This is a genomic window from Sphingomonas gei (assembly GCF_004792685.1).
Lineage (GTDB): Bacteria > Pseudomonadota > Alphaproteobacteria > Sphingomonadales > Sphingomonadaceae > Sphingomonas > Sphingomonas gei.
In genome coordinates this window covers 347,586-367,666 of the sequence record NZ_SRXT01000002.1, presented here as the reverse complement: position 1 = coordinate 367,666, position 20,081 = coordinate 347,586, and the positions used below count along the sequence as shown (strand labels likewise).

Genomic DNA, 20,081 nt, shown 5'->3' with positions numbered 1-20,081 from the left:
CCCGCTGCGCGAGGGAGGATTTTAGGAAGCCCTCTCACGCCGCCACTCCATAGCCTTCGCGCTCGAGCTGGTGCGCGAGTTCGGGACCGCCGGTGCGCGTGATCCGCCCAGCGTCGAGGACGTGGACGAAATCGGGCTGCACATAATCGAGCAGCCGCTGGTAATGGGTGATCAGCAAGACGGCCTTGTCGGGCGCGCGCATGATCCGGTTGATCCCCTCGCCCACCGCCTTGAGCGCGTCGATGTCGAGCCCGCTATCGGTCTCGTCGAGGATCGCCAGCTTCGGGCCGAGGATGCCCATCTGGACCATCTCGTTGCGCTTCTTCTCGCCGCCCGAAAAGCCGACATTGACCGGTCGCTTGAGCATCTCCTGATCCATCCCGAGCGCGTCGGCCTGCGCCCGGGCGAGCTTGAGGAATTCGCCGCCAGACAGCGGCGCTTCGCCCCGCGCACGCCGCTGCGAATTGAGCGCCTCGCGCAGGAACTGGACGTTGGAGATGCCGGGGATTTCCACCGGATATTGGAAGCCGAGGAACAGCCCCGCCGCGGCCCGCGCGTGCGGATCCATTTCGAGCAGGTCCGCACCGGCAAAGGTCACGCTGCCGCCGGTCGGTGTATAGCCCGGCCGGCCGCCGAGCACATAGCCAAGCGTCGACTTGCCGGCACCGTTCGGGCCCATGATCGCATGGACTTCGCCCGCGTTCACCCGGAGGCTGAGCCCCTTGAGGATTTCCTTGCCGGCGATTTCGGCACGAAGGTCTTGGATGTCGAGCATTATTCCTGTTCTTCCCCGAGCTGGGTGCGTGCGTATGCGAGCAGCTTCGGCCGCACGCAGGTGCGCATCGCCGCCGCTTCACTGATTCCGGACCGCGCGCAGGCGACCGTCGCCTCGCATGCGGTACGATCGAAGCCGTTGTCACCGCTGGTCATGGCGATCGAGCACGCGCGGATGTGCTTCTTGCGATCGAGCTGGAGATGAACGTCTAGCGCCCGCAGCCGCGCCGTGACGACGATCTCTTCTTGCGGCGTTTCCTGTAGCGCCGGCGCCAGCAGCAAAGCGGCGAGCGACAGGCTCACAAAGGCACCGTCAGCAGCTTGATCGTCTTGAGTGGCTCGGGCGCATTGTACGCGTCGACGCGGCCACCGCCGGGCAATTCCCAGATGATCTTATATTGCTTGGGCTGGACGATCGCAGCAGTGACGTCCGCCTCGACCGAATCGAGGATGCTCTGCATCCGCCCCCACCAGCGCTTGTTCACCGGGCGGTCGCCGAGCATGATCCGGCCCTGCGTGTAATCGCTCTCGATGAAGGTGCGGCAACCCTTGACTGCGTCCTGCACCTTCGCGGCGCGCGCGCTGTCCTCGGCCGGAGCGACGCCGATCTGGCGCACGATGCAGCGCGCATAACGCGTGGCGATGCCGATCTGCGGCACGCTGTCGACCGCGACGCCACCGCCGGCCTGGGCGGCGATTGCGAGCAAGATTGCGAAGGTCATTCGAATACTCCAGGGGGCGCGAACATTTGCCCCAAATTGCGGCGAGCCCCGCACGGGCGGTTTGCAACGCTCATTCCCCGGCCTCGCGCGCAGGGACGAGGCGGATCACCGGCCCATCCGAAGGTGCCTTGGGCAAGGGCGGCAGCTTGACGCGCTGGCGCTCGGTCTCGCGGCTCGGCTCCTGCACCGTCAGCGGGCCGGCCTGATTGTCGGTCAGCGCGGGTTTGAGATCGAGCAGCTGGGGCAAAGTGAAGGTCTGCGGCGCGCCGGTACCAACGGGCCGTTTCTCCGCCGGCAACGCGATCGACGCCATTTCGAGCATGCCGAGTTCGCGGCAATCGGTCACTTCGTCGGCGGTCTTGGCATAGCAGACCGGAGTCGCCTGGCACGCGGCGGTATCGCGCTTCTGGCTGCCGCTCGACACCATCACCCGGCAATTGCGCAGCCGCCCGTCATTGCCCTTGTCGAACAGCATCGTGGTGAGCCCGAGCTTCGCCTGCACGACGACTTCCTCGATTTCGGGAGAGTCCGCAGGGGGCGCGGCAGGCGTGGACTGCAAGAGGAGGAGGAGCGCGAGGATCACCGGGTGGGCACCGACCCATCGTCACCCCGGACTTGGTCCGGGGTCCAGCGCGCGGCAGAGCGAGAGGCATGCGCGGCTTCGCGTTCACCCCGCGGCGCGGTGGATACCGGAACACGTCCGGCATGACGGGTGGAAGGAAGACGGGTCATCCCACCGACCCCTCGAGGCTGATCCCCAGCAATTTCTGCGCTTCGACGGCGAACTCCATCGGCAGCTGCTTGAGCACTTCGCGCGCGAAGCCGTTGACGATCAGCGCCACCGCGGCTTCGGAATCGAGCCCGCGCTGCATCGCGTAGAACATCTGGTCCTCGCTGATCTTCGACGTGGTGGCCTCGTGCTCGATCTGTGCGGTCGGGTTCTTGACTTCGATGTACGGCACGGTGTGCGCGCCGCATTGATCGCCGAGCAACAGGCTGTCGCACTGAGTGAAGTTGCGGACATTCTCGGCGCCGGCATTGACCAGCACCTTGCCGCGATAGGTATTGTCGCTGCGGCCGGCCGAAATGCCCTTCGACACGATCGTCGAGCGGGTGTTCTTGCCGATATGCAGCATCTTGGTGCCGGTATCGGCCTGCTGACGGCCGTTGGTCACCGCCACCGAATAGAATTCGCCGACCGATCCGTCGCCCTGGAGAATGCAGCTCGGATATTTCCAGGTGATTGCACTGCCGGTCTCGACCTGGGTCCAGCTGACCTTCGAGTTCTTGCCGGCGCACAAAGCGCGCTTGGTGACGAAGTTGAAGATCCCGCCCAGCCCGTTCTCGTCGCCGGGATACCAGTTCTGCACGGTGGAATATTTGATTTCGGCATCGTCGAGCGCGACCAGTTCGACTACTGCGGCATGGAGCTGGTTCTCGTCGCGCATCGGCGCGGTGCAGCCTTCGAGATAGGAGACGTAGCTCCCTTTGTCGGCGACGATCAGCGTGCGCTCGAACTGGCCGGTATTTTCGGCATTGATCCGGAAATAGGTGCTCAGCTCCATCGGGCAACGCACGCCCTCGGGAATGTAAACGAAGGTGCCGTCGGAGAAGACCGCCGCATTGAGCGCCGAGAAGAAATTGTCGCGCACCGGCACGACCTTGCCCAGCCATTTGCGGATCAGCTCGGGATATTCGCGGATTGCCTCGCTGATCGAGCGGAAGATGACGCCCGCGGCTTCGAGCTCCTTGCGGAACGTGGTCGCGACCGAGACGCTGTCGAACACGGCGTCGACTGCGATCTTGCGCGCACCCTCGACTCCGGCGAGGACCTTCTGCTCCTCGATCGGGATGCCGAGCTTTTCGTAGACGCGGAGAATCTCCGGATCGAGCTCGTCGAGGCTGCCGATCGTCTTCTTCGCCTTGGGCTCGGCGTAATAATAAGCGTCCTGATAATCGATGTGCGGAATCTGCAGCTTCGCCCATTGCGGAAGCTCCATCTCCTGCCAGATGCGGAAGGCCTTGAGCCGCCATTCGAGCATCCATTCGGGCTCGTTCTTCTTGGCCGAGATGAAGCGGACGGTGTCTTCGCTCAGCCCCTTGGGCGCGAATTCCTGTTCGACGTCCGAGGCGAAGCCCCATTCATATTTCTTGTTCGCGGCGGCGAGCGCCTCGGCGTTGCGGGTAGCCATCAATAAACCGTTCGGGCCGAGCTCGTCGAAGCCCCACCCTCCTTTTGCGAAGACGATGAAGAAAAGAACGGCCCTTCGACAAGCTCAGGGCGAACGGGATGTGTGAGGCTCGCCAGGCTCACCCCGGCAAGCGCGCCTCGGACGGCGCCGTTGATGGTGCTCCAATGCGGCATGACCCGGCAGGTGCCGCCCATCGCGCAATCGTCGCGTGCGGCGTCGACGCAAATGGTCAGTGCGATCGGGCCTTCGATCGCCTCGACGATGTCCGCGACGGTGATCGCCGCCGGCGGGCGCGCCAGGCGGAAGCCGCCGCCGGTGCCGCGCGCGCTTTCGATAAGCCCTGCCGCCGAGAGCTTGCTGACCAGTTTCTGCACGGTGGGCAGCGGCAGCCCGGTCTCGCCGGCGAGCAGCGTCGCATTGAGCCGGCACGACGCGCCGCAATGGCGCGCGGCGGCGGCCATCATCACTACGGCATAGTCGGCGAGGCTCGAAAGACGCATCTACTCACAATCGGAACGATCTTGTCCGATTGCAAATGGGCTCACGCGGCGCGAAGGTCAACCGGTTCGAGGATGACTTCGGGCAGGAAGTGCAGCCCCTCGTTCTGCAAGGTCAGTGTCAGCGTCGGATCCGAATTGCCGCGCAGGCTGGTCGGGGTGTGGCCGGTGAAGTGTTTGACTTCGTTGATCATGTGCGACTGATCGGCGAAGGGCCCGACCACGTCGGAGATCGGCGCGCCCTGGAAGATCTGCATCGCGGCGCGGATCGCGCGGAACTTGCGCTTGAGCTTGGTCGGCGGCCCCCCGAAATATTCGAGGCACAGCCGCTGGACCTGGCGCTCGCCCAGGCCCGAATTGGTCTCGATCGTCGCGTAGAGCGCATCGATCGTCGGATCCTCGCTCGCCGCCCATTCGCGCACAGCGTCGAGGAACGGGAAATGCGCGTCGGGGACGGGCTTCACTTCCTCCTGGCGCATGATCAATTGCGGCGCGATCGCCGAGATCATCTCGTCGAGCTCGGTCATCTCGTGCAATTGCTCGAGCAGTCGCGGCGCGCGCTCGCAGAACAGTTTCTCGCCGTCGATGATGTGATCGGTGACCTTGTGCGCGGGAATGCCGATCAGTGCCTTCCAGCCGATCGCGCGCAGCACCACGCCGAAGCAGAGCACCGGCCCCTGCATCCGATAGCTGGCGGCGGCGGTGCCGGGGCCCGCGACCATGATCGGCTTGAGCGACTCGACATGGCCATCGGGGAAGGTCATCTCGCCCTGGCCGTGGATCAGGAAGCGGATATGGCCGAGATCGATCCGCTCGGAGCGCTCCAGATCGCCTTCGCCGTCCCAGCGGAACAGATAATAGGATTCTACGTGCGGAAGCAGCCGCCCCTTGGCGCGCTTGAGCTCGATCGTCGGCCCCGACGACGAAATATAATCGACCGCGGAATGCGCGTGCGCGTCCGCGATGATGGCCTTACGTGTAGTTGCGCCCCGCATGTACGACCCGAGCCCCCCGGTTTCCCGAATCTGTGTCTCGCTCATGTCTATAGACATGGGGGCGCGCAGATAAAAGTGGCCCGACCGGTGTTACCCGGCCGGGCCAGTGGAAAGGGTTCCCCCCGTTGAAGCGGAAACCCCTCGGGTCGCAAAAACGGACTAGACCACCCGTAGGACTACGTATTGGACGGAATCGACATCGCATGATTTTTGACGCGCGGTCCCCGCGATGCGAAGGCGTCGACATGAAATATCCGCTCCGTTCCGCACTATTTTGCCTCGATCCCGAGACTGCGCATCGCGCGACGATCGCCGCGCTCGGCGCCTGGGGCAGCCTCGGCACGCCGTTCGCGAGTCGCTCCGGATCGGAGGTATCTGCGGGCGTGCGCGTGGCGGGAATCGACTTTCCCAACCGGGTGGGGCTGGCTGCGGGGCTCGACAAGAACGCCGAGGCGGTAGCCGGGCTGTTCGGGCTCGGCTTCGGCGCCGTCGAAGTGGGGACGCTCACCCCCCGCCCGCAGCCCGGCAATCCACGGCCGCGGCTGTTCCGGCTGACCGAGGACGAGGCGGTGATCAACCGCATGGGCTTCAACAATGACGGGATCGACGCCGCGCTGGCGCGAATCGCCAGGCTGAAACGGCGCGCGGGCGTGTTGGGCATCAATGTCGGGGCGAACAAGGATTCGGTGGATCGAGTCGCCGATTACGCCGAGGGGGTGCGCAAGGCCGCGCCGCATGCCGATTATATCACGATCAACGTCAGCTCGCCCAACACGCCCGGCCTGCGCGATCTCCAGTCGCGTCCGGCGTTGGACGAACTGCTCGCCGGCTGCGACGCCGCGCGCGGCGGTACCCCGCTGTTCCTGAAGATCGCGCCTGACCTCGATCGTGCGGGAATCGACGGCGCGGTGCGCGCGGCGATCGACAATCGGGTCGACGCGCTGATCGTCTCGAACACGACGATCGCGCGGCCGTCATTGCTTTCGAGGTTCGCGGGCGAGGCGGGCGGCCTTTCGGGAGCACCATTGCGCCAACTTGCCGCCGCCAAGCTGGTAGAGGCGCGCGAGGCCAGCGGCGGCATGCTGCCGCTGATTTCGGCGGGCGGAATCGATAGCGCCGAGGAGGCCAGAAGGCGGCTCGATGCCGGCGCGGCGCTCGTCCAGATCTATAGCGCGCTGGTGTATCGCGGACCGGGACTGGCGCGCGAAATCGTCCGAGGATTGGCCGCAAGCCGTTGACGTAGCGGGTTTGCCACCACGCCAAAGCGAGCTACGGTCGGCCCGATGAAAAAAATGGTCGCGCTGCTCGTTGCCCTGTTCCTGCCCTTCGCCGCATCGGCGCAGGGAATCGTCAGCGCGGCGGACCCGCGGGCCGTCGCGGCGGGAGTCGAAATCCTCCGCAAGGGCGGATCAGCTACCGACGCGGCAATCGCGACGATGCTCGCCTTGAATGTTGTCGAGCCGCAAAGCGCCGGGATCGGCGGCGGCGCGTTCTTCGTGCAATATGACGCGAAGCGGAAGGCGACCACTACGGTCGACGGCCGCGAGGCGGCGCCGATGGCCGCGGACTCGCGCTGGTTCTATGCCGACGGCAAGCCGCTCGGCATCCGCGCCGCGATCCCCGGCGGGCGCAGCGTCGGCGTTCCCGGCACCCTGCGCGCAATGGAATTGGCGCATCGCCACGGCGGCAAGCTGCCTTGGGCGAGCTTGTTCGAGCCCGCGATAAAGCTGGCGCGCGAAGGCTTCGCGGTATCGCCGCGCATGAATGCTGCGCTCGGCCGCTTTGGCCATGGAGATGCCGGCAGCCGCGCGATCTTCTATGACGCCGCAGGCAAGCCGCTGACCACCATCCGCAATCCCGAACAGGCGGCATTGCTCGCGCGGATCGCCAAGTTCGGCCCGGACAGCTTCTATGTCGGCCCGCAGGCGGCCAAGCTGGTTGCGACCGTCAACAATGCCGCGCGCAATCCCTCGAAGATGACCGTCGGCGATCTCGCCGCCTACGAAGCCAAGGAACGCCCGGTGCTGTGCGGCTTCTATCGCCGCTACAGGATCTGCTCGATGGCCCCGATTTCCTCGGGCGGCACCGCGGTGCTGATGATCCTCAAGCAGCTCGAGCGCTTCGACATGGCGAAGCTCGGCAAGGATTCGCCGGTCGCCTGGCACCTGTTCGCCGAAAGCTCGCGGCTCGCTTATGCCGATCGCGACATGTATCTCGGCGATCCCGATTATGTGCGCATCCCGCTCAAGGGGCTGCTCGAACCCAGATACATCGCCCGCCGCTCGGCGCTGATCAGCCCGATCGGCAGCATGCAGACGATCGCCCCCGGCACCCCGCGCGGCGCCCCACCGCGGGTTCGCGTGGCCAGCAGCGAAGTTGCCGGCACGACCTCGCTGTCGGTCGCCGACGGCGCCGGCAATGTCGCGCAGGTCACCACCACGATCGAGAGCCCGTTCGGCTCAGGGCTGTCGGTCGACGGCACGATGCTCAACAACGAGCTCACCGATTTCGACATCGTCCCCGAGAAGGACGGATATCTCGTTGCGAACCGAGTCGAGGGCGGCAAGCGCCCGCGCAGCTCGATGGCGCCGACGATCGTCTATGGACCCGACGGCGCAGTCCGCCTCGCGGTCGGCGCCGCGGGCGGATCGACGATCATCGCGCAGGTCGCCAAGGCGATCATCGGCGTGATCGACTGGAAGCTCAGCGCACAGGACGCAGTGGCACTCGGTCTGGTATATGCGCCGGGGCAGGTCGCGACGATCGAGGAGGGCACCGAGCGCGAGGCGATGGTCCCGGCGCTGGAGGCATTGGGCGAAAAGGTCCAGATTGCGCCGCTCGGGCTCAAGGCCAATGCGATCGAGCGGGTGAACGGCGGCTGGGCCGGCGCCGCCGATCCGCGAAGCGAAGGCGTTGTGATGCACCAGGACGGGCGCGTGCCGGAGATACGGCGCTTCGACGCAGTGCCGAAGCGCCCATCGGAATAAAGGGACGCCGCCAGAGCGGCGCCCAAGGGGAGAGCGATGCGTACACTCGAGCGGTTCGACAATCTGGTCCAGATGTTCTTCACGCGGGCACGCGAGAAGGGCGACAAGCCGTTCCTTTGGCACAAAGCGGGCGGCAAATGGCAGCCGACCAGCTGGGCGGAGGCTGCGCGCCAGGTCGCCAGCCTCGCCACCGCGCTGCAGGCGCTGGGGCTCAAGCATGGCGACCGGGTGATGCTGGTCTCCGAGAACCGCCCCGAATTCTGCATCACCGATCTCGCGATCATGGCGGCGGGCTGCGTGACCGTCCCGACCTACACCACCAATACCGAGCGCGATCACCAGCACATCATCGAGAATTCGGGCGCCTGCGCGATCGTCGTCTCGAACACCAAGCTCGCCAAGACGCTGCTTCCCGCGGCGATCCGCTCTTCCTCGGCACGGATGGTGATCGGCATCGACGATGTCCGCGCCGGTCAATCGGGCGCAATGGACTTCCACGACTATAAAGACCTGATCGCGAAGCATCCGGCCGATCCCGAGGCGGTGGCCGCGCGCGCCTCGTTCCGGCGCGAGGAGCTTGCCTGCATCATCTATACGAGCGGCACCGGCGGAAGCCCGCGCGGGGTGATGCAGCATCACGGCGCGATCCTCCACAACGTCAACGGCTGCTGCACGATCATCTCGGAGGATTTCGGCTGGGAGGACGAAGTGTTCCTGTCCTTCCTGCCGCTCTCCCACGCTTATGAGCATAGCGGCGGGCAATTTTTCCCGATCGGGCTCGGCGCCGAAATCTATTATTCCGAAGGGCTCGAAAAGCTCGCCTCGAACATCGAGGAGGTCCGCCCGACGATCATGGTGGTGGTGCCGCGGCTGTTCGAAGTGCTGCGCACGCGGATCACCAAGCAGATCGAGAAGCAGGGCCGCTTCGCCAACATCCTGCTCGACCGCGCGGTCTATCTCGGCAGCAAGCGCGCCGCGGGCACCACCAGCCTGCTCGACACGCCGATGAACCTTTTGCTCAAGGCGACTCTGCTGCCCAAGATCTCGAAGCGATTCGGTGGGCGGATCAAGGCGATGGTATCGGGCGGCGCGCCGCTCAACCCCGAAGTCGGCATCTTCTTCGATTCGATCGGGCTGACCTTCCTCCAGGGCTATGGCCAGACCGAGGCGGCGCCGGTGATCTCGTGCAACCGCCCCAAGGCCGGGCTCCGCCACGATTCGGTCGGCCCGCCGCTACCCGACGTCGAAGTGCGGATCGCCGAAGACGGCGAGATACTGGTGCGCGGCGAGCTGGTCATGCACGGCTATTGGCGCAACGAGGAAGAGACGGCGCGCGTCCTCAAGAATGGCTGGCTCCACACCGGCGACATCGGCGAGATCGACGACAAGGGCCGGATCAAGATCACCGACCGCAAGAAGGACATCATCGTCAACGACAAGGGCGACAATGTCGCGCCGCAAAAGGTGGAGGGGATGCTCACCCTCCAGCCCGAGATCGTCCAGGCGATGATCGCCGGCGACAAGAAGCCCTACATGACCGCAGTGATCGTCCCCGATCCCGAATGGACCGCCGAATATTGCGCGCACACCGCAAGCAGGTGCAACTTCCGCGTGCTGGCGCAGGACCATGATTACAAAGCGGCGATCGGTGCCGCGGTCGAGCGCGTCAACAAGGATCTGTCGGTGGTCGAGCGCGTGCGAAAATTCATCATCGCCGACGCGCCGTTCACGATCGAGAACGAGCAATTGACCCCGAGCCTGAAGATCCGCCGGCATGTGTTGAAGCAGGCATATGGCGAACGGCTCGACGCGCTGTATTGAGCGACGGAACTCCCCTCCCTCTTAGGGAGGGGTGGGGGTGGGTAAGAAAAGGTCGGGCTCGATGCCCGGCCTTTTCTTTTCGTCGAGGGCATCTCGATGGGCTCGCTGACGCTCGCACCCACCCCCAGCCCCTCCCTTTCAGGGAGGGGAGCTAATTCAGCCCCCGGCTTTCGCGTCAGCCCCCGGCACCACTACCATCGACCAGTCCCGATCGGGCCGCAGATATTTCTGCGCGAGCCCCTGGAGCTCGACCGGCGACGTCGTCGCGACATCGCGGGCGAGCGTCGCCACCGACGAAACCCGCGCCGGATCATACGCCCCGCCCTCGACCAGCCGCATCCAGAACATGTTGCCGCTCGATTGGCGGATCAGCATCTGCTTGATCGGAGTCAGCGCACGGTTGAGTTCGTCGGCATCGACCGGCTTGGCGATCAGATCCGAAGCGATTCCGCGGGCGAGCTTGAAGAAGAACTCGGTCTTGTCGGGAGGCACCATGCCCAATGCGATCAGCTTGCCGCCCGATTCCATGCCGAGCGGCCATTGGCTGGCGACGTTGGGCGAATAGCTCACCCCGGCCTGGCTGCGCAGCTGATCGATCAGCCGGTCGCGGAAGATCGCGGCGAGCACTTCGAGCTTGCGGCTCTCGGTGATCCCGGCGCTGCCCGCCCCGGTCGGCCAGGCGATCACCGCCGCGGCCTGATCGGCCTTGCCGCTATGGGTGCGGACGACCGGCTTGTCGGCATGCGCCGGGAAGGCGACGACGGGCACCGGCGCAGTGCTCGCCGGGCGCGGCTTGAGCGCGCCGAGGGTTTCGCCGACTGCCTTGATCGTCGCGTCCGAATCCATGTCGCCGAACACTTCGACTTCGATCGGGCCGGTGGCGAGCAAGGGCTCCCACAATTTGCGGAAGCTCGCCGGCGTCGTCGCCTCGATCGTCTCGCGCGCGGGGATGCCCCAGCGCGGATCGCCCGAATGGAGCAATTTCTCGAGATCGCGGCCGAGCACGGCGTCGGGCGACGAAGACAGTCCAGCATAGCCCGAGAGCACCGCGGTCTTGGCGCGGACGATCGGGTTCGGGTCCCAGGCGGGCGCGGTCAGCTTGGCGGCGAACAGGCGGAGCTGATCGGGCAGGTCTTCCTTGTTGGTCTGGCCGTTGAAGCGGAAGGCGTCGCCGGCAATGTCGAAGTCGAAGCCCATCTGGCGCCGGCCGATCAGCGCATCCAATTCTTCCTGGCCGAGCTTGCCGATGCCGCCCGCGACCAGCGCCATCTCGCCGGCCCAGGCCGGGCTCGGCCGGTTCGGCAGCGCATTGAGCCCGCGCCCGAAGCGGACATTGACATAGACCTTGCCGACCTCGGACGAATCCTTGCGCATCAGCAGGTTGACGCCGTTGGCGAAGACGACCTTCTCGATCTCGAGCTCGGGCAGCAGCGGGGTGCGGCTGACCATCTTGCCCGGCGCGCCGAGCTTGGGCAGCTGGGCGAAGCTGACATTGCCGAGCGCGCGGCGCTTGCCGCCATTGGCGACGACATCGGCCTGGAGCGCGGCGGTGACCTTGGTCATCACCTGCGGATCGGGGGTGTGGGTGTTGACCAAAGCGCGCGTCGCGGTGCCTTCGAACACGCGCTTGGCGGCGGCCTGGACGGTAGCGGGGGTGAACATCTTGGCGGCGACGGCGGCCTTGAAGATGTCGTACGAAGCCTCGGGGGTGGTCACCGTCTCGTTGATGTCGACCGCTTCGACGAGATCCTCGGCGAGCTTCGCGCCCGATTCGACCGGCGCGGTGGAGATGCGCTGCTTCATCGACGATTCGATCTCGGCGAGCTCGCGGTCGATCTCGGCCTGAGTCGGCGCCGTGGTCTGCGCATCGGCGACGACGCCGCGCACGTCGCGGAGCGCAGTCTCCCAATCTTCGCCTATTGGCATGACGTTGATCGTCGTGACGTTGGCCGAGCGCGCGACGTCGCTCAGATCGGCGCCCGCGCCGACGAAGGTGCCGCCCGAACGCGCACGCGATTCGAGCCGGCGGTTGATGATGCGGATCGCGACGAGGTCGATCATCCTTTTCTGGTTGAAGATCACCGTGTCGCTGAACACCGTCCATGGCCGCACGATCGTCATCATCGCCATCGTCGGCACCGCCGGCTCGACGATGCTCGCGGCGACCGGATGGCCCTCGGACGACGGCTTGCCGAAATCGGGGCTCGGCGGGTTGGGGCCGTCCGCCTTCCACGTAGTGAAATGCTTCTGCACCAGCGCTTCGAGCACCGCCGGATCCATGTCGCCGATCACGATCACCACGGCGCGATCGGGACGGTACCAGCGATCGTGAAACGCCTTCACCGTGGCCGGCGTCCCCGCGGCGAGCGCGGCGGTGGTGCCGATCGGCTTGCGATTGGCAACCGGCTGGCCGGCGAACATGAGGCCGAGCATCATGTCCTGCAGCCGCTCCTGCGCGCCGGGCTGCTCGCGAGCTTCGGCCATCACTACCGGGCGCTCGGCATCGAGCGAGGCCTGGGTGATCGCCGGAGCGGACAGCATGCCAGTGAGGATCTTGAAGCTCTCGTCGAGCCCGGCCGGCGTCGCGGTCGGCAGATCGAGCTTGTAGACGGTCTCGGTGAACGTGGTGCTCGCGTTCGAATCCGAACCGAAGGTCACGCCCAGCCGCTGCCAGATCCGCTTCGATTCGCCGTCCGGCACATAGGTCGACCCGCGGAACGAGAGATGCTCGAGCAAATGCGCGAAGCCGCGCTCGCTATCCTGTTCGTACAGCGAGCCGGCGTCGATCCGCACGCGGACCGAGACCTGGCCGGGGGGCACGCCATTCTTGCGGACGGCGTAGCGCACGCCGTTCGACAGCCGGCCGAACTTCCATTCCTCGTCATGGACGAGGTCGCTGCCCTTATAGAGCCAGGGATCCTCCGCGGTCTGGACCGGGCGCGGCGCGGTCTGGGCCTGGACCGGCAGCGCCGGTGCGAGCGTGAGAAGGGCGAAGGAGGCGAGGAGCGGCGACCGCAGGAAACGAAGCATGGACCCCCATCTAATGACGAAACCCCGCGCTTGCCACCGGCTACCTTTCGCGCAGGTGTACGGCGTTGTCGGCGTAGGACGATTCGTCCAGTCGACGGTTGTGCAGGAAGCCCTAAACCACCATCTTGGTGCCCAGAGGAATTCGACATGCCGACCGACAATGCCCAGGCCTGGAGCGAGTTTCGCCGGATGCTGGTGTGGATCGCGCTCGCCGGCGTGGTGATGGTCATCGGGGCGCTCTGGTATCTTTCGCTCTACGACGCGCTTTACCCTTCCGCGATCCTCGCGGCGATCGGCGGGGTATTCCTGTCGACTCTGCTCGGCTGCGGGCTGTTTGCCGCGGCTTTCTTCAGCGACAAGAGCGGCCATGACGCGAATGTCGGCAGCGCCGCGCAGCATGACGACGAACCGCGTGGCTGATTTCCCGCGCGAAACCTTTCGTTTCCCGCCGCTGGCTTGATCCGCGCCCGCTCAGACGCCACATGCCAGCCATGCTGATCGAGACCGAAGCCACGCCCAACCCGGCAACTCTCAAATTCCTCCCCGGACGCACGGTGATGGACGCGGGGACCCGCGACTTCGCCACGCCCGAGGATGCCGAGGCCTCGCCGCTCGCCAGCGCATTGTTTTCGTTCGGCGACGTGACCGGCGTATTCTTCGGGCGCGACTTTATTTCGGTCACTGCAGGTCCCGGCGTCGAGTGGCGCGACCTCAAGCCCGACGTGCTGGGAATCCTGCTGGACCATTTCTCGGCCAACATGCCATTGTTCGCCGCCGGCACGGCCGCGGGCTTCTCGGTCCCGGCCGAGTCGGCCGATTTCGGCGACAATCCCGAGGACGCCGAGATCGTCGCGCAGATCCGCGAGCTGATCGAGACGCGCATCCGCCCCGCAGTGGCCAATGACGGCGGCGACATCGTCTATCGCGGCTTCGACGCGGGCAAGGTCTACCTCCAGATGCAGGGCGCCTGTGCGGGCTGCCCGTCTTCGAGCGCGACGCTCAAGAACGGCATCGAGCAATTGCTCAAATATTATGTTCCCGAAGTAACCGAAGTCCGCGCGATCTAGTCGCGCGCTACCGAAAGGATTGCAACATGGGCCGTCCCCTCGATGATGCGGGGCTGGATACGATCTTTCGTACCGCACGCAGCTATAACGGCTATGACGACACGCCGGTCACCGAGGCGGACATCCGCCGCATCTACGATCTGGTCAAGATGGGGCCGACCTCGGCCAACCAGCAGGCGGCGCGCTTCGTCTGGGTGCTGAGCCAGGAGGGCAAGGACAAGCTCGCCGAGTTCGCCACCGGCAACAATCCCGACAAGATCCGCAAGGCGCCCGCGACGGTGATCGTCGCGATGGATCTGGCGTTCAACGAGCAGCTTCCCTGGCTTTTCCCGCACGTCCCCGACGCGAAGAACTGGTTCGCCGACGATGTCGCGCGCCATACCCACGCCTTTCGCAACTCGACGCTGCAAGGCGGCTATTTCCTGATCGCGGCGCGCGCACTGGGCTTCGATACCGGTCCCATGTCGGGATTCGACAACGCCAAGGTTGACGAAGCCTTTTTCAGCGACCAGCCCAATCTGAAATCCAACTTCATTTCAACGCTGGGCCATGGCGACCCCTCCACCATTTTCGGACGACTTCCCCGCCCCGAGTTCGATCAGTTCAACCGCGTCGTCTGAGGCGTTGCTGACGCTCGTCATCGAGACCGCCACCGCCGCCTGTTCGGTGGCGCTGCTGCGCGGCGTCGAAGTCATCGCCAGTGCGCACCAGGTCGTCGGGCGCGGCCATGCCGAGCGGCTGGTGCCGATGATCGCGGCGCTGCCCGATCAGGGCCGCGCGCCGCGCATCCTCGTCGATGTCGGCCCGGGCAGCTTCACCGGGGTGCGCGTCGGGCTCGCCGCGGCGCTCGGCCTCGCGATCGGCTGGGAGGCCGAAGTCCAGGGTTATTCGTCACTCGCCTTGCTCGCCGCTTCGCAATTCGCAGCGTCTCCGCAAACCACCGCACTTGCCGCGATACTCGAGGGCGGGCACGGTGAAGTCTTCATGCAGTCGTTCATCGCATCACCGCTCGCCCCCGTAGGTCCGCTACAATCGCTGCTTCCCGCGGCCGCGCTGGCGGCACTCGGGCAGCGGCCCGCGATCGGCAGCGGCGTCCGTCATCTCGCCGCGCTGGATCCCGGCCGTACGCTGATCGAGGCGCTTCCCCGCGCCGAAGACGCGCGGCTGCTTCCCCCTACACTGGCCAGCCTGGCGCCGCGCCCGATCTATGGCCGCGCGCCCGACGCCAGGACGCTCGCCGAGCGCGGCCTCGCATGACGCTCACCGAATTGCGCGAAGGCGGCACGCAGGACCTGGTCGAGGTCAGCCACATCATGGAAGACGCGTTCGACGCGCGCTTCGGCGAGGCGTGGACCGGCGCGCAATGCCTCGGCATGCTTTCGCTTCCCGGAGTGTGGCTGGTTATCGCCAGCCTCGATGGCCAGGATGTGGGCTTCGCACTCGCCCGGGTGATCGCCGACGAGGCCGAGTTGCTGCTGCTCGCGACTCGCCCGTCTGCGCGCCGACGGGGGGTGGCCGGGGCGCTGCTCCGCGCCGTGGTTGCCGAAGCGCAAGGACGCGGAGTCGTGCAACTGCATCTCGAAGTTCGCGAGGGCAACGATGCCGTCCGGCTATACCGTCGCGAAGGTTTCGAGAAGGTCGGCGAGCGAAAGAACTATTATAGAGGCAAGATGGGGCAGGCGTTCGACGCTCACACCTATGCGCGCGAGCTTCGCTGATTTTTTTCGTAACTGAAGGTTAACGACTTGCCTTCGTTCTAATATGGTCCGATAGGGCCGCCGCAGGTGGCATCTATAGTCGCCGTTAATGGGTCGAAGGAAATATAGATGGACGGTTCAGCTGACATTCAGGAAACACTAATTACACTTACTGCGGATATTGTTGCCGCACATGTGAGCAACAATAGCGTTGCTGTTTCCGATATTCCAGTTCTTATCCAGAACGTACATGGCGCCTTGACTGGCCTTGGTCGCGTTGTTGCCGAGCCGGAAGTAAAGCAGGAACCTGCGGTTTCGATCCGTTCTTCGGTGAAGCCGGACTTCATTGTCTGCCTCGAAGACGGCAAGAAGCTGAAGATGCTGAAGCGCCACTTGATGACGCACTATCAGATGACCCCGGAACAGTATCGCGCGAAGTGGAATCTTCCCGTCGACTATCCGATGGTCGCGCCCAACTATGCCGAGCAGCGCCGCACGCTCGCGAAGAAGATCGGTCTCGGCACCAAGCGCCGCAAGCGCTAAAGTCTCGCCGCAGGGCAGTGAGATCGCACGCCGGCCGGAGCAATCGCTTCGGCCGGCTTTCTGCTGCCTCTTCCCCCTGGCGCGCATTGCCATTACATCGGCGCCATGCCGCGCAAAATCGATCTCGAACAGCTCTGCCACGACAAGGGGCTGCGCATCACCGAACAGCGCAAGGTAATTGCGCGTGTCCTCTCCGACGCCGAGGATCATCCCGACGTCGAGAAGGTCTATGAGCGTGCCTCGGCGATCGATCCGGGCATCTCGATCGCCACGGTCTATCGCACCGTCCGGCTGTTCGAAGAGGCGGGCATTCTCGACCGCCACGATTTCGGCGACGGCCGCGCCCGCTACGAACCTGCGCCCGAAGCGCATCACGACCATCTGATCGATGTCGAATCGGGCAAGGTGATCGAGTTCGTCGATCCCGAGCTGGAACTGCTTCAGAAGCAGATCGCCGAGCGGCTCGGCTTCCGCCTCGTCGATCACCGCATGGAACTCTACGGCGTCGCGCTCGACCGGAAGATCTGATCGTGGACCAGCGGCGTGCCCAGGCCGCCGCGGGGGTGGCCCCCCGACTGACGGCGTGGGAACAAGCGAGGATGTGGCGCCGTATCGCGCTGCTGCTGCTCGCGGTGCTGACTCACGTCCCGATGCACTATCTCTGGCGCCTGCTGCGGCTGTCCTCGCCCTGGCCGCGCTGGTTCCTCGGCCGCGCCGCGCGCATCGCCGGCGCGCGCGTCGTCAAGGTCGGCACGCCGCTGCGCCGCGACGTGTTCTACCTTTCGAACCATCTCAGCTGGATCGACATCCTCGCATCGGGCGGCGCCAGCGGCACGGCGTTCGTCGCCAAGGCAGAGATCGGCACCGCGCCGGTGGTCGGCTGGCTCGCGGGCATGAACCGCACGGTCTACGTCAAGCGCGAGAACCGGCTCGGCGTCGCCGACCAGATCAACCAGTTGCGCGACGCGCTGGCCGACAATTGGGCGATCACGATCTTCCCCGAAGGCACCACCACCGACGGCCAGTCGCTGCTGCCGTTCAAGACGCCGATGCTGCGCGTGCTCGAACCGCCGCCGCCAGGGGTGATGGTCCAGCCGGTGCTGCTCGATTACGGCCAAGCCGGCGAGGAGATCGCCTGGATCGGCCAGGAACGCGGAGTCGACAATGCCCGCCGCATACTGGCGCGCAAGGGCAGCTTCGAGCTGCGGGTGCATTTCCTCGAACCGTTCCTTCCCGCGGACTTCCCCGGCCGCAAGGCGATCGCGGCGGAGGGCCGGCGGCGGCTGGAGGCGGCGCTGGTGGATGCGCTGGGGCATCCGCTGCGGCCGTTCCGGTTCGCCGAGGAAGCGATCGGGTACAAACCCGCGGTTTCCTCCTCCCAATCCTGACCGTCATCCCGGCAAAAGCCGGGATCCAAGGTTCGAGCGATGCGCATGTGGCTCTGGGCCCCGGCTTTCGTCAGGGTGACGGCTGGTGTACAGGCGCGGCGATGAGCGCCCCAAGAAATCCCAAGACCTTCCACGTCAAGTCGTTCGGCTGCCAGATGAACGTCTATGACGGCGAGCGCATGGGCGAGCTGATGGCCGCGCAGGGCATGACGCCGATCGACGACGCCAATGCCGCCGATCTCGTGGTGCTCAATACCTGTCACATCCGCGAGCGCGCGACCGAGAAGGTCTATTCGGACATCGGCCGACTAAGGAAGCACGGCAACGACCCGATGATCGCCGTCGCCGGCTGCGTCGCGCAGGCCGAGGGCGCTGACATCGTCGCCCGCGCCAAGGTCGATGTCGTGGTCGGCCCACAGGCCTATCACAATCTGCCCGGACTGGTCGCACAGGCCGCCGCAGGCACTGCCGCGGTCGATACCGACATGCCCGCCACTGCCAAGTTCGGGGCATTGCCGGCGCGCCGCAAAGTCAGCCCGTCGGCCTTCCTCACCGTGCAGGAAGGCTGCGACAAATTCTGCACTTATTGCGTCGTGCCCTATACCCGCGGCGCCGAGATCAGCCGCCCGTTCGATGCGATCGTCGACGAGGCCAAGGCTTTGGTCGATGCAGGCGCGCGCGAGATCATTCTGCTCGGCCAGAACGTCAATGCGTGGGACGATGCCGAAGGCCGCGGCCTCCACGGCCTGATCCGCGCGCTCGACCGAGTCGAGGGGCTGCACCGCATCCGCTACACCACCAGCCACCCCAACGACATGCGCGAAGGGCTGATCCGCGCGCATGCCGAAGTCGAGAAACTGATGCCCTTCCTCCATCTGCCGGTGCAGGCAGGCAGCGACCGCGTGCTCAAGGCGATGAATCGCAGCCACAGCCGCGACTCCTATTTGCGCATCCTCGATCGCGTCCGCGCCGCCCGGCCCGACATCGCGCTCTCGGGCGACTTCATCGTCGGCTTTCCCGGCGAGACCGATGCCGAGTTCGAAGAAACGCTGAGCCTGGTCGATGCCGTCGGCTATGCGCAATGCTTCAGCTTCAAATACAGCCCGCGCCCCGGCACGCCTGCTGCCGAGATGGTCGACGGCTTCGTATCGGCCGAAGCGATGGACGAGCGGCTCCAGCGGCTCCAGGCGCATCTCAACCGCGATCAGGAAGCGTTCAACCGCGCGACGATCGGCCAGACCTGCCATGTGCTGGTCGAGCGGCGCGGCAAGTTTGCCGGCCAGATGCTCGGCAAGTCGCCCTGGCTCCAATCGGTCTATCTCGAGACCGATGCCGCGATCGGCGACATGATCCAGGTCGAGATCCGCGCCGGCTATGCCAATTCGCTGACCGGCGTGGAGCGCGTGAAGATCGCCGCCTGATCAGGCGGCCGCCGCAGGGGCCGGCTGACGAGCGCCGCCCTCCGCGGCCGGCCGGCCCGCAGATAGAGCAGGCCAAGCGCGGCTGAGGCGACTGCGACCCCGGCGATCACGTCGATCAGGAAGTGCGTGCCCTGCACTGGCGTCACGACCAGCATCGCCAGGTTCAGTGCCAGCAACGGCAGCCGCAGCCGCGCGAGCGGCCACGCCGCCCAGATGAACAGCACCGCCGCCGCCGCGTGGAAGCTCGGGAAGGTGATCATCCCGGAAAGCGCGCCGATGTCGAGCACCCGCAAGGCTCCCGAACGCAGCGCGTCGCTGGCGGCGAGGTGGCTTATTCCGGTGGCGGGCATGTAGGCCACGTTGGTCCCGAGATGATAAGCGAGTGCCGATCGCGCGGGAAAGAAAGGGAAGACGAGCAAGGTGAATGCCAGCGAGAGCCCGAACGCCGCGATGAAGCCGCGCGCCCGATCGGCCCGGCCGGCAAGTGCGAGCCCCGACAACAGGAGGATCGGCGACGCGAAGATGCTCAGATAGATGAGCTCGCTCAGCCGCGCGAGCAGCGGGCGCTCGGCGATATAGCGGTACGCCCCGACCCAATCGAAGCCCAGCCCGCGATCCACCGCTGCCAGCCAGGGATCGGCATAGCCGACAGTGCGGAGCATCACGACGTAGCTCGTCAGCGCGCCGATCGTGCTGATCAGCGTCAGCAGCCCCCAGCATTCGGCGAGGTCTGCCAGCCGCGTCTCGCGCGTATTGCGCAGCCGGGGGCGAATCAACGCCGCGCCGATGCCCGTCAGGGCCAGCGACACCTGCAGCACGGCATGCGACAGGTCGATACGCAGCCCGAGCAGCGCCAGGACGGCCGACAACGATGCCGCCGAAGCGAGCACGCCGGCCCATAATGCGGTTCGCGAAATATCCCCCACAGCCGATCCCCCAGCCTGTGC

21 protein-coding genes are annotated in these 20,081 nt (G+C 65.8%); 12 read left to right on the top strand and 9 right to left on the bottom strand.

Translation table 11 applies throughout. The annotated features are described in order from the left end of the window. Positions 1 to 34: 34 nt before the first annotated feature. The 7 genes from sufC to E5A73_RS05710 form a co-directional block, all read right to left on the bottom strand. Positions 35 to 775: a Fe-S cluster assembly ATPase SufC gene (gene sufC / locus E5A73_RS05740; protein WP_135962837.1), complete on the bottom strand. Its 741-nt coding sequence runs from the start codon at positions 773 to 775 to the stop codon at positions 35 to 37. Continuing rightward, the gene (locus E5A73_RS05735; protein ID WP_135962836.1) at positions 775 to 1,077 is read right to left on the bottom strand and encodes a hypothetical protein; all 303 of its coding nucleotides are present in this window, start codon (positions 1,075 to 1,077) and stop codon (positions 775 to 777) included. The genes sufC and E5A73_RS05735 overlap by 1 nt, the downstream gene beginning before the upstream one ends. Beyond that, positions 1,074 to 1,496 carry a hypothetical protein gene (locus tag E5A73_RS05730; RefSeq protein ID WP_135962835.1) on the bottom strand — a complete coding sequence of 141 codons (423 nt, stop codon included), beginning with the start codon at positions 1,494 to 1,496 and terminating at the stop codon, positions 1,074 to 1,076. The genes E5A73_RS05735 and E5A73_RS05730 overlap by 4 nt, the downstream gene beginning before the upstream one ends. Positions 1,497 to 1,566: 70 nt before the next feature. Further along, positions 1,567 to 2,055 (bottom strand): hypothetical protein, encoded by a 489-nt coding sequence (locus tag E5A73_RS05725; RefSeq protein WP_168355824.1) that lies wholly within the window; start codon positions 2,053 to 2,055, stop codon positions 1,567 to 1,569. 169 nt (positions 2,056 to 2,224) lie between these two features. Then, complete coding sequence (gene sufB / locus E5A73_RS05720) at positions 2,225 to 3,688, bottom strand: Fe-S cluster assembly protein SufB (protein ID WP_135962833.1); 1,464 nt, start codon at positions 3,686 to 3,688, stop codon at positions 2,225 to 2,227. Then, the gene (locus E5A73_RS05715) at positions 3,688 to 4,188 is read right to left on the bottom strand and encodes an SUF system Fe-S cluster assembly regulator (protein ID WP_135962832.1); all 501 of its coding nucleotides are present in this window, start codon (positions 4,186 to 4,188) and stop codon (positions 3,688 to 3,690) included. Before E5A73_RS05715 ends, sufB begins: the two co-directional genes overlap by 1 nt. 41 nt (positions 4,189 to 4,229) lie before the next feature. Further along, positions 4,230 to 5,225 (bottom strand): helix-turn-helix domain-containing protein, encoded by a 996-nt coding sequence (locus E5A73_RS05710; RefSeq protein WP_168355823.1) that lies wholly within the window; start codon positions 5,223 to 5,225, stop codon positions 4,230 to 4,232. A gap of 200 nt (positions 5,226 to 5,425) precedes the next feature. Here E5A73_RS05710 and E5A73_RS05705 point away from each other — a divergent pair, with 200 nt between their 5' ends. From E5A73_RS05705 to E5A73_RS05695, 3 genes are read left to right on the top strand one after another with little or no spacing between them, the layout of a single operon-like run. Continuing rightward, positions 5,426 to 6,418, top strand: a complete 993-nt coding sequence (locus E5A73_RS05705) for a quinone-dependent dihydroorotate dehydrogenase (RefSeq protein ID WP_135962830.1) — start codon at positions 5,426 to 5,428, stop codon at positions 6,416 to 6,418. A 45-nt stretch (positions 6,419 to 6,463) separates the two neighbouring features. Next, positions 6,464 to 8,167, top strand: coding sequence for a gamma-glutamyltransferase family protein (locus tag E5A73_RS05700; protein ID WP_135962829.1), 1,704 nt, complete (start codon positions 6,464 to 6,466; stop codon positions 8,165 to 8,167). 36 nt (positions 8,168 to 8,203) lie between these two features. After that, the gene (locus tag E5A73_RS05695; RefSeq protein WP_135962828.1) at positions 8,204 to 9,988 is read left to right on the top strand and encodes an AMP-dependent synthetase/ligase; all 1,785 of its coding nucleotides are present in this window, start codon (positions 8,204 to 8,206) and stop codon (positions 9,986 to 9,988) included. Positions 9,989 to 10,144: 156 nt separating this feature from the next. On the opposite strand, the gene E5A73_RS05690 is transcribed toward E5A73_RS05695, so the two are convergent. Then, entirely contained in the window at positions 10,145 to 13,018 is a 2,874-nt protein-coding gene (locus E5A73_RS05690) for a M16 family metallopeptidase (RefSeq protein ID WP_135962827.1), read from the bottom strand. A 147-nt stretch (positions 13,019 to 13,165) separates the two neighbouring features. On the opposite strand from E5A73_RS05690, the gene E5A73_RS05685 reads away from it, so the two are divergent. The 9 genes from E5A73_RS05685 (at position 13,166) to miaB (ending at position 19,134) form a co-directional block, all read left to right on the top strand. Beyond that, the gene (locus tag E5A73_RS05685; protein WP_240700047.1) at positions 13,166 to 13,438 is read left to right on the top strand and encodes a hypothetical protein; all 273 of its coding nucleotides are present in this window, start codon (positions 13,166 to 13,168) and stop codon (positions 13,436 to 13,438) included. Between the two features lie 71 nt (positions 13,439 to 13,509). Then, on the top strand, positions 13,510 to 14,085 hold the full coding sequence (locus E5A73_RS05680) for a NifU family protein (protein ID WP_135963142.1): 576 nt from the start codon (positions 13,510 to 13,512) through the stop codon (positions 14,083 to 14,085). A gap of 26 nt (positions 14,086 to 14,111) precedes the next feature. Then, positions 14,112 to 14,705: a malonic semialdehyde reductase gene (locus E5A73_RS05675; protein WP_135962826.1), complete on the top strand. Its 594-nt coding sequence runs from the start codon at positions 14,112 to 14,114 to the stop codon at positions 14,703 to 14,705. Positions 14,706 to 14,709: 4 nt separating this feature from the next. Beyond that, positions 14,710 to 15,342, top strand: a complete 633-nt coding sequence (gene tsaB / locus E5A73_RS05670; protein ID WP_135962825.1) for a tRNA (adenosine(37)-N6)-threonylcarbamoyltransferase complex dimerization subunit type 1 TsaB — start codon at positions 14,710 to 14,712, stop codon at positions 15,340 to 15,342. Further along, positions 15,339 to 15,803 carry a GNAT family N-acetyltransferase gene (locus E5A73_RS05665; protein ID WP_135962824.1) on the top strand — a complete coding sequence of 155 codons (465 nt, stop codon included), beginning with the start codon at positions 15,339 to 15,341 and terminating at the stop codon, positions 15,801 to 15,803. Before tsaB ends, E5A73_RS05665 begins: the two co-directional genes overlap by 4 nt. A gap of 108 nt (positions 15,804 to 15,911) precedes the next feature. Then, positions 15,912 to 16,325: a Ros/MucR family transcriptional regulator gene (locus E5A73_RS05660; protein WP_135962823.1), complete on the top strand. Its 414-nt coding sequence runs from the start codon at positions 15,912 to 15,914 to the stop codon at positions 16,323 to 16,325. Between the two features lie 105 nt (positions 16,326 to 16,430). After that, positions 16,431 to 16,853 (top strand): Fur family transcriptional regulator, encoded by a 423-nt coding sequence (locus E5A73_RS05655; RefSeq protein ID WP_135962822.1) that lies wholly within the window; start codon positions 16,431 to 16,433, stop codon positions 16,851 to 16,853. Positions 16,854 to 16,924: 71 nt separating this feature from the next. Then, positions 16,925 to 17,713: a lysophospholipid acyltransferase family protein gene (locus E5A73_RS05650; RefSeq protein WP_135962821.1), complete on the top strand. Its 789-nt coding sequence runs from the start codon at positions 16,925 to 16,927 to the stop codon at positions 17,711 to 17,713. A gap of 101 nt (positions 17,714 to 17,814) precedes the next feature. Further along, on the top strand, positions 17,815 to 19,134 hold the full coding sequence (miaB, locus tag E5A73_RS05645) for a tRNA (N6-isopentenyl adenosine(37)-C2)-methylthiotransferase MiaB (protein WP_135962820.1): 1,320 nt from the start codon (positions 17,815 to 17,817) through the stop codon (positions 19,132 to 19,134). Here miaB and E5A73_RS05640 read toward each other — a convergent pair. Continuing rightward, a complete protein-coding gene (locus tag E5A73_RS05640; RefSeq protein ID WP_135962819.1) occupies positions 19,086 to 20,060 on the bottom strand; it encodes a phosphatase PAP2 family protein in 975 nt (324 codons plus the stop codon). The two genes, miaB and E5A73_RS05640, sit on opposite strands and share 49 nt — an antisense overlap. Positions 20,061 to 20,081: the final 21 nt, after the last annotated feature.

Coding starts and splice junctions, on each gene's coding strand:
- sufC (WP_135962837.1), bottom strand. CDS start 775: ATGCTCGACATCCAAGACCTTCGTGCCGAAATCGCCGGCAAGGAAATC.
- E5A73_RS05730 (WP_135962835.1), bottom strand. CDS start 1,496: ATGACCTTCGCAATCTTGCTCGCAATCGCCGCCCAGGCCGGCGGTGGC.
- sufB (WP_135962833.1), bottom strand. CDS start 3,688: ATGGCTACCCGCAACGCCGAGGCGCTCGCCGCCGCGAACAAGAAATAT.
- E5A73_RS05715 (WP_135962832.1), bottom strand. CDS start 4,188: ATGCGTCTTTCGAGCCTCGCCGACTATGCCGTAGTGATGATGGCCGCC.
- E5A73_RS05710 (WP_168355823.1), bottom strand. CDS start 5,225: ATGAGCGAGACACAGATTCGGGAAACCGGGGGGCTCGGGTCGTACATG.
- E5A73_RS05705 (WP_135962830.1), top strand. CDS start 5,426: ATGAAATATCCGCTCCGTTCCGCACTATTTTGCCTCGATCCCGAGACT.
- E5A73_RS05700 (WP_135962829.1), top strand. CDS start 6,464: ATGAAAAAAATGGTCGCGCTGCTCGTTGCCCTGTTCCTGCCCTTCGCC.
- E5A73_RS05695 (WP_135962828.1), top strand. CDS start 8,204: ATGCGTACACTCGAGCGGTTCGACAATCTGGTCCAGATGTTCTTCACG.
- E5A73_RS05690 (WP_135962827.1), bottom strand. CDS start 13,018: ATGCTTCGTTTCCTGCGGTCGCCGCTCCTCGCCTCCTTCGCCCTTCTC.
- E5A73_RS05685 (WP_240700047.1), top strand. CDS start 13,166: ATGCCGACCGACAATGCCCAGGCCTGGAGCGAGTTTCGCCGGATGCTG.
- E5A73_RS05680 (WP_135963142.1), top strand. CDS start 13,510: ATGCTGATCGAGACCGAAGCCACGCCCAACCCGGCAACTCTCAAATTC.
- E5A73_RS05675 (WP_135962826.1), top strand. CDS start 14,112: ATGGGCCGTCCCCTCGATGATGCGGGGCTGGATACGATCTTTCGTACC.
- E5A73_RS05665 (WP_135962824.1), top strand. CDS start 15,339: ATGACGCTCACCGAATTGCGCGAAGGCGGCACGCAGGACCTGGTCGAG.
- E5A73_RS05660 (WP_135962823.1), top strand. CDS start 15,912: ATGGACGGTTCAGCTGACATTCAGGAAACACTAATTACACTTACTGCG.
- E5A73_RS05655 (WP_135962822.1), top strand. CDS start 16,431: ATGCCGCGCAAAATCGATCTCGAACAGCTCTGCCACGACAAGGGGCTG.
- E5A73_RS05650 (WP_135962821.1), top strand. CDS start 16,925: ATGTGGCGCCGTATCGCGCTGCTGCTGCTCGCGGTGCTGACTCACGTC.
- miaB (WP_135962820.1), top strand. CDS start 17,815: ATGAGCGCCCCAAGAAATCCCAAGACCTTCCACGTCAAGTCGTTCGGC.